21 protein-coding genes are annotated in these 16,513 nt (G+C 39.7%); 19 read left to right on the top strand and 2 right to left on the bottom strand.

Annotated features, from left to right (window positions below; translation table 11 throughout):
• Positions 1-10: 10 nt before the first annotated feature.
• Positions 11-178, bottom strand: a complete 168-nt coding sequence (locus MKZ02_RS19930) for a ribbon-helix-helix domain-containing protein (protein WP_340855728.1) — start codon at positions 176-178, stop codon at positions 11-13.
• Between the two features lie 91 nt (positions 179-269).
• Between MKZ02_RS19930 and MKZ02_RS19925 the strand changes: the two genes are divergently transcribed.
• The 12 genes from MKZ02_RS19925 to MKZ02_RS19870 all read left to right on the top strand — a co-directional run bounded on the left by MKZ02_RS19925 (position 270) and on the right by MKZ02_RS19870 (position 9,834).
• On the top strand, positions 270-1,391 hold the full coding sequence (locus MKZ02_RS19925; protein WP_340855726.1) for an RNA-guided endonuclease InsQ/TnpB family protein: 1,122 nt from the start codon (positions 270-272) through the stop codon (positions 1,389-1,391).
• 159 nt (positions 1,392-1,550) lie between these two features.
• Entirely contained in the window at positions 1,551-3,518 is a 1,968-nt protein-coding gene (locus MKZ02_RS19920) for an XkdQ/YqbQ family protein (RefSeq protein WP_340855724.1), read from the top strand.
• Between the two features lie 11 nt (positions 3,519-3,529).
• Positions 3,530-3,877 carry a DUF2577 family protein gene (locus tag MKZ02_RS19915; protein WP_340855721.1) on the top strand — a complete coding sequence of 116 codons (348 nt, stop codon included), beginning with the start codon at positions 3,530-3,532 and terminating at the stop codon, positions 3,875-3,877.
• Between the two features lie 2 nt (positions 3,878-3,879).
• A complete protein-coding gene (locus MKZ02_RS19910; protein WP_340855719.1) occupies positions 3,880-4,299 on the top strand; it encodes a DUF2634 domain-containing protein in 420 nt (139 codons plus the stop codon).
• The gene (locus tag MKZ02_RS19905; protein ID WP_340855718.1) at positions 4,296-5,411 is read left to right on the top strand and encodes a baseplate J/gp47 family protein; all 1,116 of its coding nucleotides are present in this window, start codon (positions 4,296-4,298) and stop codon (positions 5,409-5,411) included. The genes MKZ02_RS19910 and MKZ02_RS19905 overlap by 4 nt, the downstream gene beginning before the upstream one ends.
• Positions 5,401-5,955, top strand: coding sequence for a putative phage tail protein (locus tag MKZ02_RS19900; protein ID WP_340855716.1), 555 nt, complete (start codon positions 5,401-5,403; stop codon positions 5,953-5,955). The genes MKZ02_RS19905 and MKZ02_RS19900 overlap by 11 nt, the downstream gene beginning before the upstream one ends.
• A gap of 1 nt (position 5,956) precedes the next feature.
• Positions 5,957-7,384: a Kelch repeat-containing protein gene (locus MKZ02_RS19895; protein ID WP_340855713.1), complete on the top strand. Its 1,428-nt coding sequence runs from the start codon at positions 5,957-5,959 to the stop codon at positions 7,382-7,384.
• A 20-nt stretch (positions 7,385-7,404) separates the two neighbouring features.
• Complete coding sequence (locus tag MKZ02_RS19890) at positions 7,405-7,716, top strand: hypothetical protein (RefSeq protein ID WP_340855711.1); 312 nt, start codon at positions 7,405-7,407, stop codon at positions 7,714-7,716.
• 1 nt (position 7,717) lies between these two features.
• Positions 7,718-7,849: a CD1375 family protein gene (locus MKZ02_RS19885; protein WP_340855710.1), complete on the top strand. Its 132-nt coding sequence runs from the start codon at positions 7,718-7,720 to the stop codon at positions 7,847-7,849.
• 85 nt (positions 7,850-7,934) lie between these two features.
• Positions 7,935-8,423 carry a phage holin family protein gene (locus tag MKZ02_RS19880; protein WP_340855707.1) on the top strand — a complete coding sequence of 163 codons (489 nt, stop codon included), beginning with the start codon at positions 7,935-7,937 and terminating at the stop codon, positions 8,421-8,423.
• A complete protein-coding gene (locus MKZ02_RS19875) occupies positions 8,423-9,280 on the top strand; it encodes a peptidoglycan-binding protein (RefSeq protein ID WP_340855705.1) in 858 nt (285 codons plus the stop codon). The genes MKZ02_RS19880 and MKZ02_RS19875 overlap by 1 nt, the downstream gene beginning before the upstream one ends.
• A 119-nt stretch (positions 9,281-9,399) precedes the next feature.
• The gene (locus MKZ02_RS19870; protein ID WP_340855702.1) at positions 9,400-9,834 is read left to right on the top strand and encodes a hypothetical protein; all 435 of its coding nucleotides are present in this window, start codon (positions 9,400-9,402) and stop codon (positions 9,832-9,834) included.
• 11 nt (positions 9,835-9,845) lie between these two features.
• Here the strand turns inward: MKZ02_RS19870 and MKZ02_RS19865 are convergent, their stop codons facing one another.
• Positions 9,846-10,049, bottom strand: coding sequence for a helix-turn-helix transcriptional regulator (locus MKZ02_RS19865; protein WP_340855698.1), 204 nt, complete (start codon positions 10,047-10,049; stop codon positions 9,846-9,848).
• 127 nt (positions 10,050-10,176) lie between these two features.
• Here MKZ02_RS19865 and MKZ02_RS19860 point away from each other — a divergent pair, with 127 nt between their 5' ends.
• From MKZ02_RS19860 to MKZ02_RS19830, 7 genes are all read left to right on the top strand, one after another.
• A complete protein-coding gene (locus MKZ02_RS19860) occupies positions 10,177-10,356 on the top strand; it encodes a hypothetical protein (RefSeq protein WP_340855697.1) in 180 nt (59 codons plus the stop codon).
• A gap of 210 nt (positions 10,357-10,566) precedes the next feature.
• Entirely contained in the window at positions 10,567-11,832 is a 1,266-nt protein-coding gene (locus MKZ02_RS19855; RefSeq protein ID WP_340855695.1) for an FtsK/SpoIIIE domain-containing protein, read from the top strand.
• Positions 11,816-12,385 carry a replication-relaxation family protein gene (locus MKZ02_RS19850; protein WP_340855694.1) on the top strand — a complete coding sequence of 190 codons (570 nt, stop codon included), beginning with the start codon at positions 11,816-11,818 and terminating at the stop codon, positions 12,383-12,385. Before MKZ02_RS19855 ends, MKZ02_RS19850 begins: the two co-directional genes overlap by 17 nt.
• Before the next feature lie 102 nt (positions 12,386-12,487).
• Positions 12,488-12,754, top strand: coding sequence for a YolD-like family protein (locus MKZ02_RS19845; RefSeq protein ID WP_340855692.1), 267 nt, complete (start codon positions 12,488-12,490; stop codon positions 12,752-12,754).
• 370 nt (positions 12,755-13,124) lie between these two features.
• Positions 13,125-14,042 (top strand): tyrosine-type recombinase/integrase, encoded by a 918-nt coding sequence (locus MKZ02_RS19840; RefSeq protein ID WP_340855690.1) that lies wholly within the window; start codon positions 13,125-13,127, stop codon positions 14,040-14,042.
• Positions 14,043-14,838: 796 nt separating this feature from the next.
• Positions 14,839-15,093 (top strand): hypothetical protein, encoded by a 255-nt coding sequence (locus MKZ02_RS19835; protein WP_340855688.1) that lies wholly within the window; start codon positions 14,839-14,841, stop codon positions 15,091-15,093.
• Complete coding sequence (locus MKZ02_RS19830; protein WP_340855685.1) at positions 15,045-15,353, top strand: hypothetical protein; 309 nt, start codon at positions 15,045-15,047, stop codon at positions 15,351-15,353. Before MKZ02_RS19835 ends, MKZ02_RS19830 begins: the two co-directional genes overlap by 49 nt.
• Positions 15,354-16,513 lie beyond the last annotated feature (1,160 nt).

Below are 16,513 nucleotides of genomic sequence, written 5' to 3'. Positions count from 1 at the left end.
AAGCCTGCTATTATTTAGCAGGCTTTCTTTTAACCAGTAAATCTTCTATAGCTTCATCTAACAATTTAGACATAGGTATCTTAGTTTCGTCCGAAAGTTGTTTAAGTTGCTCATAAAGCTCGATCTTTACAGCGTTCGACAAAGCTTTTCTTGTTTTTAATCCACGATTTTCGCTCATATTGCATCACCTCAGAGAGATTATATTATACAATTCAATAAGTTGCAATTGAATGTAGTTGAATGTATAATATAAATAAGGAGGTGACGACATGATATTAGCGAAAAAAGTGAGGATTATTCCTACAAAAGAGCAAGAAAAACAACTTTGGAAATCCGTAGGGACAGCGCGATGGGTTTATAACTGGGTTATCAATACGCAAGAGGCGAACCGTAAAGCGGGAGGAAAATTTATTTCTAATGGAGTCTTGAGAAAGCAAATCACAGAACTAAAGAAAACAAAAGAGTACTCCTGGATTGCGGATGTATCGAATAATGTAGCGAAACAAGCCGTTAAGGATGCATGTAATGCCTATGAAAAGTTTTTTAAAGGTTTAGCTAAGAAACCAAAATTCAAAAGCAAAAAGGAAAACAAAAATTCTTTTTATAATGACACAGCGAAAATTAAAGTAAAAGAGCAATTGGTTTTGATAGAAAAGGTAGGATGGATGAAAGTAAAAGAAAAAATTCCGATGGATGTTAAGTATACTAACCCTCGAATTACATTTGACGGGAAGTATTGGTATCTATCTGTTGGAATTGAACAAGAAACAGTTAAAGAAAATCTCACAAAACAAGTCATCGGCATCGACTTAGGAATCAAAGATTTAGCTGTTTGTTCAAACGGAATAGTAATTGAAAATATAAATAAAAGACAGAAAGTAAAGAAAATCGAAAAACGTCTTCTGAGGTTGCAAAGAAGAGTTTCTCGCAAATACGAAATGGGGAAGGAGGGAAACCGTTACGTCAAAACTCGCAATATTATAAAAATCGAAAAGCAAATACGGTTCCTCCACAGGCGATTAAAAAATATTCGAGAAAATCACATCCACCAAGCAACGAATGCAATTGTGAAAACCAAACCTTGCAGAGTTGTAATGGAAGATTTAAATGTGATTGGAATAATGAAAAATCGCTACCTATCTAAAGCAATCCAAAAGCAGAAGTTGTATGAATTTATCCGACAAATGAAATACAAATGCGAAAAGTACGGAATTGAGTTCATACAAGTTGACCGCTTTTATCCCTCTTCAAAAACATGTTCATCGTGCGGAACGATCAAGAAAGATTTAAAACTTTCCGATCGTAAATACTCATGTGAATGTGGGTTGGAAATAGACAGGGATTTAAATGCCGCTTTGAATTTAGCTAAGATGGGACAATTAACAGTTTAATCACTAACATGATACTGTTAATGTGTACGGTTCGTTGTACCGGAATTTACGCTTGTGGAGTGCTACACCAAATGCAAGTAGCTTCGGCAAAAGCAGGCACAAAGAAGCAAGAACCAAACATAGCTTATTGATTTTTATAAGTTTTGGCAACGGTGGGCCATGGCTTTACAGCGGGTATATCAAGAGCTTGATGAACGCATGAAGCCCACGCTTCATTTTTATTTATATACACCGGATTATCGTTATGATTTTACAGAGTTTGTAACAGGACATGAATGGAGCGGTGACATTAACATTGCTTGTGAAACGTTTGAAATCACAACCTACAACAAGCAATTAAAGAATGACCGCCGCTGGCTCCCGTATGAAGAGGGCTACATGGTAAAAGTGATGCTGGAGTATCCAGAGGGTAAAGGCTTCCCGAAGCCGACAGAGTTATTCAGGGGTGTCATTGCTGCTCGTACCATTAACGGCGATGGAACAGAGCAATTACGGGTCCATGATTACAATTGGTACCTACAGCAGAATGAAATCACTCGTTCCTTTAAAAACATGCGAGCCGATCAAATTATCGCAGAGGTTTGCAGGCTGGCTGATGTGGGTGTCAATTACATGGATAAGACCGGCTACGTGTTTGCGGAGCTGGAATTCATCGAGAAAACACTTTGGGAGATTATCCAAACGGTGCTCACGGAAACCTACCTACGCACGAAGAAGCGGTACAACATCCGTTCTGAGTATGGAAAGCTGTCTTTACGAGAAGTCACCATGTCACCAAACCGCATGATTATTGAGCGCGGGAGAAACCTGATTGGCTCTTCCCGGGAAGTATCTATTGAAGAAGTGAAAACACAAGTCATCATGACAAGCGGCGAATCACAAAGAAACACCCGAGTAGTGAAAGTGGATGCCGCTGCTAAAAAGAAATACGGGACCTTGACCGCTGTGGAACATACACAAGATGTGTACGGTTCCGGCGGTCTTTCTGCGATTGCGCAAGGATTTCTGGATGAGATGAAAAAGCCGTCTGATCATGTATCTGTTGAAGCGTTAGCCGATTACAACATTTCAGCCGGTACGCTTATTGAAGCTTACGATGAAATGACGGGTATGAATGATTATTACTTTGTCACTGCTCATTCTCATAGCGGACAAAACGGCTACGGTACGATGCAGCTAGAACTATCCAAGTCATATAATCCGGAGTTTGTGCCGTATGAAAAACCAGATGAAGATAAGACAGAAAGCGGCGGTTCTGCTGATTTAGACAGCAAAATAGACAACATTTCTTATATGTCCGGCTTTATTGGCACCGCTTATGATCCGCGCTTAGGAGGCATTAACGGCAGTGGTGATTACTCCAAGACAGCTACAGGAACAAAATGGGCCTATAAACGTACCATTGCTGTAGCGCCGAAGGTTATCCCTTATGGTTCCATTGTTCACATTAACGTGCCAACTATGCCGGAGTTTACGGGTCTGTATTTAGCAGAAGACACCGGAGGAGCGATCCGAAACGAAAACGGCGGGAAACGAGTGGATGTTCTTATTGAAGGGCGAACAAACACATCCAGATTTGGGCGTCGTAATGTAGAAGTAGCCATACTTGAGAAGGGTAAAGGTGCAGCAGATGCCCGAGCGAAAGCGGCAAAGTGGAGCAGTATTAAAGCGGCGTGGCAAAAGAAACTGGATCAGCGTTCAAAAGGCGGAAAAGGCGGAAAGACCGGCGATCCAAAGAGGGACAAGGTTGTGGAACTTGCAAGAAGTTATAAAGGGAAATTGAAATATGATTGGGGTGGAAAGAACATCCCTTCTGGGAAAGGTGATTGCTCCGGTTTCGTTTATTATATTTTTAAACAAATCGGTGTGGACTTAGGTCATGGAACAATGACTCAGATAACGAAAGGCAAAAAAATTGCTACATCTGCAGCACAGCCTGGGGATTTAGTCTTTTTCAAAGGTACTATCAAATCCCGCGGGGCAAATGCTGTTAGTCACGTCGGTATTGTGACTAAACCAGGTTACTGTGTGAGCTTGGCATCGTCTGGCTGTAAAGAACATGGATTTTTACCAAGCACGAATAAAACTTGGGGCAAACACTTCATGCAAATCAATCGGGTGCTATAAGGAGGGAGAGTATGAGACACGTACCAAGAGAAAAAAGCGATCCGTTCACAGACTTTGCGAAGCTGATGAAAGATCAAGGTTACAACAAGGATGTAAAACTAGCAACCGGCACAGTCACAGGTATATCACCAGTAAAGGTGAAATTGGACGGAAACGGGCTCGAAACTACCTCCCTTATAGTACCGGATCATTTGCAGTCAGCTTATTATCCAGCTCACATTATTTTTCAAGACACAATGGAGCATAGAGAAGTAAGTATTATGATTGATAACTCATTGGAAATAGATGATCGAGTTCAAGTGATTTATGATGACTCAGGCAATAAACTAACTGGCTTTATTCTGAGCAAGGAGGGATAAGCATGGCACTCGTTCCAGAGAATATACAACTCATCGAAATAGACATTCAATCCCTCGAAAATGAAGAGGCTGATCCAACTTATGGTGAATCTGACTTCTTTGTAGATTTTGAAACAGGGCGTTGGACCTCTCAAAGAATCACCGGACAAGATAAGGCGGTGCAATGGCTGAAAATCGGCTGTATGACAGAAAAGTATGAGCATCCGATTTTTGAAGAGTTTGGTGCTTATTTCGAAAGATTGATTGAACAGCAGCTCCCTAGAGAAGTGATAGAGGGAGAAATTGTACGAGGGATTCAGGAATTAGCGGAACAGCATGAGGACTTGGAAAACGTTCAGATTGCTGTTGATTTCAAAGGAAAGAAAGCGTTCATTGATATTGTCATCAATGGGCAGGAAGAAAGCGTGGTGATTGGTCAATGATCTATACAATGGATGATAGTTTAGCTTCTCAAATACTGACAAACATGCTTGATAACACTCCTTCAGACATTGATACACGAGAAGGGACACCTACTTATATAGCCGCATCTGCTATTGCAGACGAGTTAGCATTGCTCTATGCAGAGAAAACAGCCCAAGAAGATGAAGATTTCATTGTAAATGAAGCAGGCGAGATCACTATGTCAGGAGTAAAGCTAGATAACTGGATTGTCTCGTGGGGAGAAACAAGAAAGCCAGGAGGAAAAGCAACCGGCGGAGTATTTTTATATGCCGCAGAATCGACTCCTGTACCAGCTGGAACACAAGTATTTGCGCCTGCCACATTGAATGTTCTGTTTGCGACAGATGTAGATGTGATTGCTACTTCAGAAGGCGTTAGCGTGCCGATTACAGCCGTTTACGAAGGGGCAGACGGGAATGTATCAGCCAATGCAATTACCGGCGTTGTAGGCGATTTAGCGGATGTTCTGACTGTTACAAACCCAACAGCTACCGAAGGAGGATTTGATGAAGAATCCGATGATGAACTAGCGACAAGGTTTCTGAACAATCGGCGCAGACCAGCCACAAGCGGCAATCCGAATCACTATCATCAATGGGCAACGGAAGTACCTGGCATCTTAGATGCTTATGTGATTCCGGTGTGGAATGGTCCAAACACCGTTAAAGTGATTGTGCTGTCCTCAAACTACGATGCGCCTACTCCTGAAAAAGTAGCCGAGGTCAAAACATACATCGACAGCGTGCGGCCAGTGATCGGAAGTGAAACAGATCCTATTACAGTAGAAGCAGCAACAGAAATCCCAATCAGCATCACAGCGGATGTTCAAACCAATGGAATGGACGTTCAAACCGAGTACACAGCGGCCGTAACAGCTTATTTACAAGAGCTTGCTACAGGGGAAACAGAAGGAGCACCAGGATTTGATGAAGAGAGAATTGTCCGGATTGTGCGCCTGCAAAACCTCTTATTGGATGTATACGGAGTCGAAGATATATCAAACTTCACCTTAAATAGCGGCACGGGAAACATCGTTATCCCAGCTGGTTCGGTTCCAGTGCTAGGGAGCGTGAATTTGAATGTTCTCTAGAGAGGAAATCCGTGAGCGGCTAAGGTTCGCTATTCAACCATTCTGGCAAGATATTAAAGAAATGAAGAATCTTCACGACCGAGCGGCAGATGAACTGGCGCTATTTGCTGTGGAGTTTTTTCGTTATGTAGACAGCCGCTCTATTTTGACTGCTGACAGTGAAAAGTTAATTAAGTGGGAAGTCATGTATGGAATCCCTATTAATATGAACAAGCCACTGGAAGAACGACGCTCTGTTGTATTAGCTAAACATCGTGGAGTTGGAACAGTCACGATAGAGTTAATTAAGAGAACAGCAGAGTCCTGGTATAACGGTCAAGTGGATGTGAAACCAGTAGACGGAGGAATATCCGTTAAATTCAACTCTAATTTAGGGGTGCCAGAGAATGTAGCAGACGTTCAGAAAGCATTGCGTGAGATTATCCCGGCACATTTAGAAGTCTATCTGTTGTACTCTTACCTGCTGATAAAAGACATACATGAAAAGAAAACACTTGCACAAATAGAAGATATTCCATTGAGTCAATTTGCAGGAGGTGCATGATATGGCTAGCAACACACCAAGGCTCGGCTTGCTAAAGAAAGATCCATTAGTAGACGGGTCCGATACATTTAATATAAAAACAATGATGAACGATAACTGGGACAAGATCGATTCGAAAGTGGCAACGTTAGGACCAGACGGAAAAGTGCCAGCAGAGCAGTTGAATGTCGATACGAGCACGCTTGCTACTAAGAAAGAGCTTGCTGCACATTCGACGAAAAAAGCGACAGAGACAGAATTAGGGCATGTTAAACCGGATGGGACAACTATCACAGTCGATGAAAACGGCGTTATTTCGGCAGCGGAAATGATAGCAAGTAATGTAAAGGTTGAAGATACAGCGGGACATTTTAAAGCAACGAATGTAGAAGAAGCATTAAGTGAGCTTTTTATTGGTGCCAGTGATGTAAAAACCAAAGTCGCTACAGCTATCACTGGCAAAGGAATTCCAGCAAGCAGTAGCGACACAGGGCAAGAATTAGCGGATAAAATCAATCAAATTAAACATGTGCCCGTTGGTAATGTTCATTGGTTTAAGCCAAATGATATATGGTTTTCGCCTTTTGTACTCCCCAAAATTTTATTCAACCATGTTTGTGCATCAGTAGAGGGTAAAATGTATGTTATGACTGGTAGCAGTCGAGAGGGTAGTACGGTTTATTCTAATGTAACGGATAATCTTTGTTATGATCCTGTAACAGGCGAATGGTCAATTAAAGCACCTGTACCTATTGGGAGAACTTCGGCAGATGCCGTTGCCTTTGAAGGTAAAATCTATGTGTTGGGCGGAACCAACTCATCAGGTACTAGAGTTGATTGCTACGATCCTTCTACTGATACTTGGACACAGAAAGCGCCTATTCCTGCAAGTGTTTATAACCATGCATCAGTTGTTTTGGACGGTAAAATATATGTACTTGGTGGGTATACATCTAGTAGTTCTACTATAAGGAACTCAAACTACTGTTATGACATCTCAACAGATACTTGGACAACATTGGCAAATATGCCGATTGATAGACATAACTTATGCGCCGCAACCGCGGGAGGTAAAATATATGTAATGGGAGGGCATTCAAGAGGTTCATCCTCTCCTTTACAAATTGTTCATGCGTATAACATCGCAACAAACACGTGGTCAGAAGTAGCGCCCCTTCCAATCAGCGGCTCCTCTGATTCAGCCGTGTCTGTTGATGACAAGGTGTATTACATTGGTAAGTATTCAAGTCAACCGGAAGGATATCCGCATAGATCCTTATATTTATACGACTATAAAACAAATACGTGGACACCTAAAGCTGATATTCCTGCTGCAAGAGATAATAATGGTGCTACTGTTATTGATGGACTTATATATGTCACCGGAGGGAACAAAGTATATAACGGTATAAGTCATTATTTGGATAGAGTAGATGTTTACTTGCCATAAAATAAAAAAGGATGATAAAAGTGAACCTAACTTATCAAGTAGAAAACAATAAGTATACTATTTTAAAAGATAATCGACCATGGATCGTGCAAGATGACTATTTTCCATACCCAGGCGCTACTGTAGAAGAGTCGGCGCAAAACCACATTAATCAAATTATTGCTGATAATACTAGACAGGAGGAGGACATAGTAACGAGAGAAGAGCTGGAAGCACAGAGTACTGAATTAAAGCTCGCAATTGCAGAAACAGCTGAAACGGAAGCAATGGAAAGGGCAAACATGCAACTAGCAATTGCTGAATTAGCTGAATTTATTGCAGGGGGTGCATAACATGGCAAAGCTCTACTATGATCTAATCAAATTGAATTTACGTACAATTGACGCTGTACCTTTAACATGGCGTGCAGCTACACAAGCTTTATTAGATGCAGATCAGGAAGATAACACAACACAAAACACCTAAAAGAATAGGTGTATTTTTTATGCAAAGAAAAGGGATATGTGAGGGGAGCTTGCGAAAGGAGTTGCCCTGAATGGGAGGAAAAAGAATGCAGCATAACACAGATACATTATGGAACACATTCACAGGCGGCGCTTTTATGAGTGCTGCCTATTTGCTTGGAGGAATCGATCATTTCGTCATTGCCTTAATCATTCTAATGGCAGCCGATTATATAAGTGGTTTAATCGTCGCGTTTTTCTTTAAAAAGAATGTAGAGTCGAAAAAGGCATTTAAAGGATTGATGAAGAAAGCGGCTATGTTGCTGGCGGTTATTGTTGCTAACCAGCTTGATATTGTCGCTGGCAGCGGCGGCCACTTTATGCGCAATGCGATGATTCTCTTTTTAATCGGTATGGAGGGAATTTCTTTTATAGAAAATCTCGGTCACATGGGGGTACAGGTTCCAGCGCAGCTCAGCAATGCTTTTGCTCAACTGAAGGAGCATAACGAGGATGCAGCCTCAGCGGTGGTAGAGGTTACAACAAAAACGGAGATTAAGCAGGTAGGAGAAGAAAAGAAAGAGGGGATTGAATAATGAGCGTAAGCACACAATGCCGAGATATTAATGAGCTGCTACCAGCTGCAAAGAAAGCTTGTAACCTGTTTTTAGAAGAGTGTAAAAAAGCAGGATTAGACATTTTTATTACAGAAACTTACCGCTCACAAGCGCGTCAAAGTTTCCTCTACGAGCAAGGACGCTCCCGACCTGGTCAGAAGGTGACATGGACAAAGAAAAGCCGCCATACAAGTCGCTTGGCATGGGATATTGCAGTTAATCCACCTAAAGATTTATATGATAATGCTACTTTAAAAAAAGCAGGAGAAATAGCAAAGCGCTTGGGTATTACTTGGGGAGGAAGTTGGAAAGGCACGCCTGATATGCCCCATTTTGAAGTGCAAAGCAACTGGACGCCGCCTGCTAACGGTAACTATACAGCAGCGGAGAAATCTTATCTGGAGCAAGGTGATCAAGGTGACAAAGTGAAGCAGTTGCAAATCGATCTCGTCAAACTTGGTTATGATACTGGCGGTGTGGATGGCATTTATGGTAAAGCTACTGCCAATGCCGTCATGGTCTTACAACGCCGTACAGGACTTGCTGCAGATGGGATTGCAGGAGAGAATACATTGGCAAAGATCAAGGTATTGCTTGAACAAGAAGCGAAGTCTAGCACACCTGGGAAGTATCGCGTCTACACCGGTGCCTTTAAAACTAAAGAAGAAGCAGAGAAGCAAGCCAAACTAATTGGCGAGAAACTAGGGTACAAGCCGTTTCCGAAAGACAAACGAGTCTGGACAGGACAATTCACTAGCCTTGAATCCGCTATGATTGCTCAACAGAACATCCGTCGTGAGTTTGGTTTCAATCCGCAAATAAGACAAGAACAATGAGAAAAGCCCCGCTCGTTTGAGTGGGGCTTATTTTTATTGATTTAAGGCAACTGTGGATTGAATAAATTTCCTCTATATCCGATAATATGGATAATAACAAGAGAAAAGGGGTTATCGGCATGGGGTTTTTAAAGAACGCTTTTAAAGATGCAATGAAACCACGAGTGGATATTAAGATCATTGCCGGAGGACATGTACTGACGGATAAAGAGTTAAATGTTCCGATTAAAAATGCGACACTTTTTAAAGGTGAGGAAAAAGGAACGGTTGTTTCTCAAATACCTTTTGGTGACAAAAAGCCGTTTACATTCAAAGGGATCTCGTGGGAACCAGCTTCTAGTCGATCAGCAGGCAAAGCCGCAGCTGGAGCTATTGCAGGAACTTTGGCAGCGGGCCCACTTGGAACGATTGCTGGTGCAGCAGTCGGAGGGAAAAAGAAAGATGAGTCTACTGCCTTTCTAACTCTTGTAGATCGAGAAGGCATTGAGCATGAAATTCATATTGAATGCACGAAACAGCAATACTCACAGATTGCTAATCTTCCATACGTTTAAGACCGCTATTGTCAGCGGTCTTTTTTTGTTTCCTCATATAATTCCTCAATACCCACTTCTAACAAGTCTGCCAGTTGTTTTGCTTGATCCATGCGGGGATAGGATCTTCCATGAGACCAGCTAGTTAAAGTGTTTGGTGCTATTCCTAACTCTTTTAAAATGTATTCTCGCTTGTACTTGCTTGTTTTTATCAATTCTCCTATCCGTGATTTCACGTTATCACTCCCCTTATACATACTATTCAGCGAAAAAAGGACAATCCCTTTAAAAGAAAAATCGCAACTAATTGCGAATATTTCTGATTGTTAGGAAATAGAATTTATCGCAAAGGGAGATGATCTTATGGATATTTACACATTCGGTTTAGTCTTTGTTGGCTCAGTCGGAATAACGTTGACGGGGGTCTGGGCCTTGGAACGGGCGGGAGTCACCATCAACCATCGGCTTTTATCGTTCACGGGGGAACTAGTCAAATACGGGGCAATCGGTTACCTGGTTGTCCAGTTAATGAAGTTTCTTTAGTTCCCGCGCCACAGCGCATGCTTGGGCACCGGTTCAGTGGTGGGGCAGTCTTTACCCGGGTCCGTTCGTTTGCTTGCTGTTATGCGTTTTTACACCCAATTAATCATTTGTTTTTATCGCAACTGAAATGTTCTTATTCATCACATTTCTGACTCCTATTCTCTCCTTGATCGAATAGAAGTCATGGAAATTTCGAAAGGGGGAAATCCAGTGCTTGAATTATTAGCTGTTCCAGTAGCAATGGCAACCGCTGCACTCTGGCCGAGTAAAAAAGATGAATTGAAGAAGATAAATGCCATTTTTTTAGCGGCTGAGTTTGGCATGAAAAAGAAGGGAGAATTAACTGTACCTGACTTTCGGAGTAAGCGGCCAATCTTGAATGGCAAAAAGGTGGTTGGTATGGAATATTGGTTTGCGCTTCCTCTCGGCATGTCTGAAACCAAAATAAATAAATTTGCAGAAGAAAACATTTTAGGAGTGGGGCTGCAGAAAACTGTTCGTGTGTTCGTTGAAGATCTGCTGAAAGTGAAAGTGTACGATACGAAAATTCCTCAGTTGGTCAACTATGCTGATATACCGAAAACAAGCAAGTGGAAAATCCCTGTCGGTGTTGGTTTTGATAAAACAGTTCTTCATGACTTTGACCACATTCCTCATATGATTGTATCCGGCACAACTAGATTCGGTAAAACTGTTTTTCTGAAAAACACTATGACCCGGCTGATCGAAAACAATCCAGATGATGTACAATTTTACATCATCGATTTAAAAGGCGGGCTAGAATTTGGGCCATTGGAAAACTTGAAGCAGATCAAGGAAGTGGCGGACGATCCATACAGTGCTGGTTTATTAATAGAGAAGTTGTTTAAAGAGGTGGAAGCAGAGCAAAAGAGATTCCGGGCAAATAAGTGGAGAAATGTTATACACGCACCTATAAAGAAACGCACGTTTATTATTGTGGATGAAGCGGCACAGCTGGTCGCGGAAAAATATATGGATAAGGAAACGAAAGCGCTCATGAATTTCTGCCAAGCGAAGTTATGTGAGATTGCCCGTATATCTGGGGCGCTAGGCTATCGGATGCTTTATTGCACTCAATACCCAACAGCTATAACGGTTCCGCGTCAAATAAAGGTCAATGCTGATGCAAAAATATCTTTTCGATTGGGCGACGCTACCGCAAGTAAAGTAGCACTGGACGTAACTGGTGCAGAAGATTTACCAGATGACTTCAAAGGGAGGGCGTTGTACAAAACCCAACGTCTACAAGAGGTGCAAGCACCATTTATTTCGGACGAAGAAATGGAGGAACGCCTGCAACATCATTTCATGCCGACTGTCTCTGTTGAGCCGCCACGTGAAGTAATTGAACAATCAAGCAAAGGGGAGAGCGTACATGTCCACACTTCTAGCGAGGAAAAGGGAGCGTCAAGAAAGGATCTTATCCAGTTTAGGAAAGTTGGGGTTCGCAACTAGAGAGCAGCTGCAGGAGATTCATCCGCTAGGCCAAAAGAGAAACGCTTTAAAAGTCTTACAAAGCATGTCACAGTGGTTGCATACTCGCCGCCATCCAGAAAGAGATTGTGCCAATGTGTACTATTTAAATAAAGAAGGAAGACAGATGATCGGATGCGAGCTAGAGAGGAAATACACAAGTGAAGTGGAGCACTACCTGATGAGGAATGATGTGTATATTCATTTCAACTGCCCGGACGATTTCGAAACGGAGGTAGAATTGGCATTCCAATTACACGGAGTGGAAAAGGTTATTCGTCCAGATGCTCACTTTTCACATAAAGATAAATTTTGTTTATTGGAGGTGGATCGTACACAATCAATGGCGGAGAACAAAAAGAAGTTAGCTAGATATGCAGAGCTTATCCCTGTTTTTAAAGAACAATTTGCCTATCCACCTACTATTATTTTTTATACACTAACAGAGAGCCGTAGGATACTTTTGCAACGCGCTGCGGATGAACATAAAGTGAATATAACTGTGCTGTGTAAAAATGATTTAAAGACGGTTTAAGCCGTCTTTTTTTATTTTTTCAGAATATATGTTCTTGTTTTTATTGAAAAAGAAACGTATGTTCTATATAATGAGAAAAAATGAAAATTAAGGAGGATTAAAATGACTAAAACTAAAAAACAAAGTAAGCCCCAGCGTCCAAGTCGTGATGAATTTGAACTAGAGGAAATTGCATATCAATTAACAGAAGCAATGGAAGAGAAAACAGAGGTAGCTTTATCAGTTTGGAAAGAAGAAGAGCCGGTTCAAGGGAAAATAATAAAGATGGATGGTCAAACGAAATTGATTCATGTAGAAGAGAAATATGGAAGTGTTAAGAAAGTTCCTTTCCTAAATATATTGGCTGTCAGCACTGCAGTTACTGTGTAATCCCTCTCATTTCGAGAGGGTTTTTTATTTCTTCTCAAGGCTCTATTATATGGAGTTGAATAGACAGGGGATGGTTGTTGACGAATTGTTGACTAAAACCGTCAACAACAAGTGGAAACACTCCTAATTAATCATAAAGAGCATTTAGAATAGTTGATATTATAAGGTTTAAGAAGAAACATTCGGATACCTTCCGATAGTGTTATCCCCATTGACAGGGTAGAGGTCGCTGGTTCGAACCCAGTCGGAATCATAAAGGTTATTGTACCAACGGTTTAAGCAATTTTATAGACTACATTTATGTAGTGGTCGAGAATGAAATTTACTCGACAAATGGAATCCACTTCACGAAAATGTGAGGTGGATTTTTTTGTTGTTGAAATTTGCTATTCAGGATTTTTTAGATGATAGGGAATTTAAAAATGTTTCTCCGACGACAATGGAAACATACAGGATTCTCTTAAAGCAATTTGAAGAATTTTGCATAGAAAACGAGTTAGTTAATGTTCAAGACATTACACAAAACACTATCAAAAAATACATTCTGCACTATCAGAAGAAGGGTAATAATGCCGGTACTACTAACACGAAATTACAACGTATTAAGGCGTTCTTTAATTACATGGTGGAATGTGAAGTTATCAAGGAAAGCCCTGCTAAGAAGATTCAAAGAGCTAAAGAAGATGTAAGAATTGATGTATTCACTGACTATCACATTAAGCAAATGCTGAATTATTACCGCAGAATTAAACAACGTGAAAAGAGTTTCTTTGCATATAGAGACTACACAATAATTGTTACCTTACTTTCCACGGGACTAAGACTATCAGAATTGTGCAACCTCAAATGGTCGGATATTGATTTTCAGCAACAAACTTTAAATGTATTCGGTAAAAACAGAAGAAGAGAAACAATTCCTATTACGGAGAGGTTAGTGAAGGAGCTATCTGCTTATAAGGTTTATGTTGAAGGTCATTTTAAAAATAGAACAATAAGCGAATACGTCTTTACTAATTCTTTGAATAAATTTTTAACTCCTAATGCTGTCCAGAATATTTTTAAACGATTAGCAAAGATCATGAATTTTAGAGAAGTTCGCCTTTCAAGTCATACATTCAGACATACATTTTGCCAGAGATGTATTCAGTCGGGAATGAGTGTCTTTGCAGTTCAACGTATGATGAGACATTCATCTGTTGCAGTTACAGAACGATATGCAGCAATGTGGGGCAATGATTTAAAAGAGCAAAATGATAAGTATAATCCTTTGAATAATTTAGATATTTAAACAAAAAAGTGGGGCTATGTGTTGGTAGCACATAACCCCGTCTGTTTCAAATATAAACCCGTACAATTGAATACGGATACCCTACCCTTATAATATCGAAAAAAAATTGATATTGCAAGGTGTATTAAGTGCTGTCTTTTTTAGGGTATTCAGTGTGAGTAGCCGTTAAGCACACTATAATAAATTACGTCAAGGTTGACCGACCTACTGCAAATTTCGGGATAGGATACAAATAACGAGTTCCTTGTTTCTCGTTGTATCTGAATGGTGTTGACGACCATTAACGGTCAGGAGTGGAAGGATAGAGGTAGATATACCTGCAAGACATTCACAAGTAGCTAATTTGATGATGACCGATTCAAGTTAGTGAACCTGCTAGGGCTATCTGTTGCAGTAGGATGTTAGGATGAATAATCCTCAACAAACAAGGGCTAAACGGAATACGGATACCATAAGATGACGGAAAAGTTCAGCGTTGTTGTCTATTGTCATTGATTATTTTTTTAGTCTTTGACATATGGCAACAACCTTGCTTCCAAAAGCCGTCTGTCCATAGAATCAAGAAAAAGTATCAAAGACAAACAAGCCAAGTCAAGTTATTTCCTCAAATTTATAATAAAACTCATTAGAAAAATTAACGTATCATCACAACCATACAAATACACTAGGATGACATTAGAATTTCTGTTTTATATATGATTACATAGAAATAACGGATTAAAATTGATACTGGATAATCGTTAGGAGTTAGGGGGCAAAAGACAATTGTGATTTCGATTCTTCTATGGCAACTAGAATGATTAAAGCAAGTGAACAATTTGGAAATGTTGCGATATCGCAAGGTTTGTCATCTGGAAAGATTTTTGAAATGCTTTCTCTACCAAAATTTGTGGATCGAGAAGAATTTGTTGAGAAATCTCATACCATTCCATCGACTGGCGAAGAAAAAACAGTAGACGAAATGACAGTGATATTAAGGATAGAAATGAAGGTACTCTTTATGTGTTTAAATATATCAGAGATGAATTACTTAAAATTGAGCCAAGAGTAAATGTATTAGTTGATGTATTAGTTGAAGAACTATATGGTAGACGGAATTCAGTTAATAAAGAGACATTATGGGGATGTTTTGGAGATGAGATATTAAAAAATATTAGAGTTAATCTAGGAAAAACACAACAGTGCCTTGATTGTGGAGAAAGAATTCAAAAGGAATCAAGAAACAAGAAATTTTGTAATGATTGTAGTGTAAAAAGAGAAAAGCAAAGACAGCGTGAAAAATGGCACAAAAATAAACATAAATATAGATGATACGCTACCGGTTTTACATCTGTTTTAACCCTGATTTAATAAGGTTTTAGCAATTACAAATTCACCAAGCGTCTAATAAACCTTGATATATCAACGTTCGTGACACTTTTGATGAATACATCTACAAAGGAAGAAAATGATATATACCTATATAGGGTATTGGTAGTGTGTTACCATTTTAAAATCGTTTCAACCCGCACTGCATCAACGCCATGCCGATATTTTGAAGGGGAATTTAAGAAGTCAGACACTCAAAAACATTGTCATGTCAACATTTAGGGGTATACGAATTTTGAGAAAAGATAATCTTCGTTAAAGGAAGAAAAAGAAAATTTAAGACAGTTTAGAAACGATTTCAACCCTTGCTACATCAACAACTCACTGATATTTCGAAAGAGAAAACACACAAAAAACGCTGTCGTATCAACGTTTTCAAGGCTTTTTGTAGGATACCCCCTAAAGGAAGAAAAATGTCCAAGTTTGGATAAGAGTTAAACCATTGATATATTAACATCTTAATATTTTTATTTTTTATAAATGCTGTTATATCAACGTTTACGGTACTTTTCTTAATATCCCCTAAAGGAAGAAAAAGCTAAAGTAGTTATTTGGTATTTATCAGAATGGAATAAGTGTGAAAAACAGAAAAAAAAACGTAAAAATTCGGCATGAGTGTATAAATTGAAAAATGAAAGCATTGAAATATCAGGATTTATAACATGGAGATAATGGTCTATTAGGGAAGAGAAAAACGTGTATAATTAGAGCTTATATATCAGTATGGATAAGCGTATAAAATAAGGGTTTTAAATTAAGCATGAAAAAAGCAAGAAATACTTAAATGTAAACAAATAGAAAAACGCTGAAACCCTTGATATGACTGGCTTTGTGGGCATTCGATAAAATCTTGTTGTTAATGGTAGAGAAGATGTTTGAAATAGAACTTATATCTCAGAGTGGATATAGAGTGTTCGAAATAGAAGTCTATCTAAAACATTGGTATTTCAACTTTTCAGACACCTCTTAAAATTCCCTAGTTATGATAAAGGATAAATTTTCAATGAGTGCCTATCCAGTATAGACATTGATTGAAGGGTTATCCCTTCACAGACGTACAACTACAGTTTTTGCTATCTTTTATTCATTTTTTTATTACTCCT

The organism is Pseudobacillus sp. FSL P4-0506 (assembly GCF_038003025.1).
Lineage (GTDB): Bacteria > Bacillota > Bacilli > Bacillales > Domibacillaceae > Pseudobacillus.
The sequence above is the reverse complement of the archived record's forward strand: the minus strand, read 5'-3'. Positions and strand labels throughout refer to the sequence as shown.

Bases quoted from the DNA above. Each gene is read 5' to 3' on its own strand.
- MKZ02_RS19895 (WP_340855713.1), top strand. From the start codon at position 5,957: ATGGCTAGCAACACACCAAGGCTCGGCTTGCTAAAGAAAGATCCATTA.
- MKZ02_RS19875 (WP_340855705.1), top strand. From the start codon at position 8,423: ATGAGCGTAAGCACACAATGCCGAGATATTAATGAGCTGCTACCAGCT.
- MKZ02_RS19915 (WP_340855721.1), top strand. From the start codon at position 3,530: ATGAGACACGTACCAAGAGAAAAAAGCGATCCGTTCACAGACTTTGCG.
- MKZ02_RS19920 (WP_340855724.1), top strand. From the start codon at position 1,551: ATGGCTTTACAGCGGGTATATCAAGAGCTTGATGAACGCATGAAGCCC.
- MKZ02_RS19905 (WP_340855718.1), top strand. From the start codon at position 4,296: ATGATCTATACAATGGATGATAGTTTAGCTTCTCAAATACTGACAAAC.
- MKZ02_RS19930 (WP_340855728.1), bottom strand. From the start codon at position 178: ATGAGCGAAAATCGTGGATTAAAAACAAGAAAAGCTTTGTCGAACGCT.
- MKZ02_RS19880 (WP_340855707.1), top strand. From the start codon at position 7,935: ATGCAGCATAACACAGATACATTATGGAACACATTCACAGGCGGCGCT.
- MKZ02_RS19910 (WP_340855719.1), top strand. From the start codon at position 3,880: ATGGCACTCGTTCCAGAGAATATACAACTCATCGAAATAGACATTCAA.
- MKZ02_RS19900 (WP_340855716.1), top strand. From the start codon at position 5,401: ATGTTCTCTAGAGAGGAAATCCGTGAGCGGCTAAGGTTCGCTATTCAA.
- MKZ02_RS19860 (WP_340855697.1), top strand. From the start codon at position 10,177: ATGGATATTTACACATTCGGTTTAGTCTTTGTTGGCTCAGTCGGAATA.
- MKZ02_RS19835 (WP_340855688.1), top strand. From the start codon at position 14,839: ATGATTAAAGCAAGTGAACAATTTGGAAATGTTGCGATATCGCAAGGT.
- MKZ02_RS19885 (WP_340855710.1), top strand. From the start codon at position 7,718: ATGGCAAAGCTCTACTATGATCTAATCAAATTGAATTTACGTACAATT.
- MKZ02_RS19845 (WP_340855692.1), top strand. From the start codon at position 12,488: ATGACTAAAACTAAAAAACAAAGTAAGCCCCAGCGTCCAAGTCGTGAT.
- MKZ02_RS19870 (WP_340855702.1), top strand. From the start codon at position 9,400: ATGGGGTTTTTAAAGAACGCTTTTAAAGATGCAATGAAACCACGAGTG.
- MKZ02_RS19925 (WP_340855726.1), top strand. From the start codon at position 270: ATGATATTAGCGAAAAAAGTGAGGATTATTCCTACAAAAGAGCAAGAA.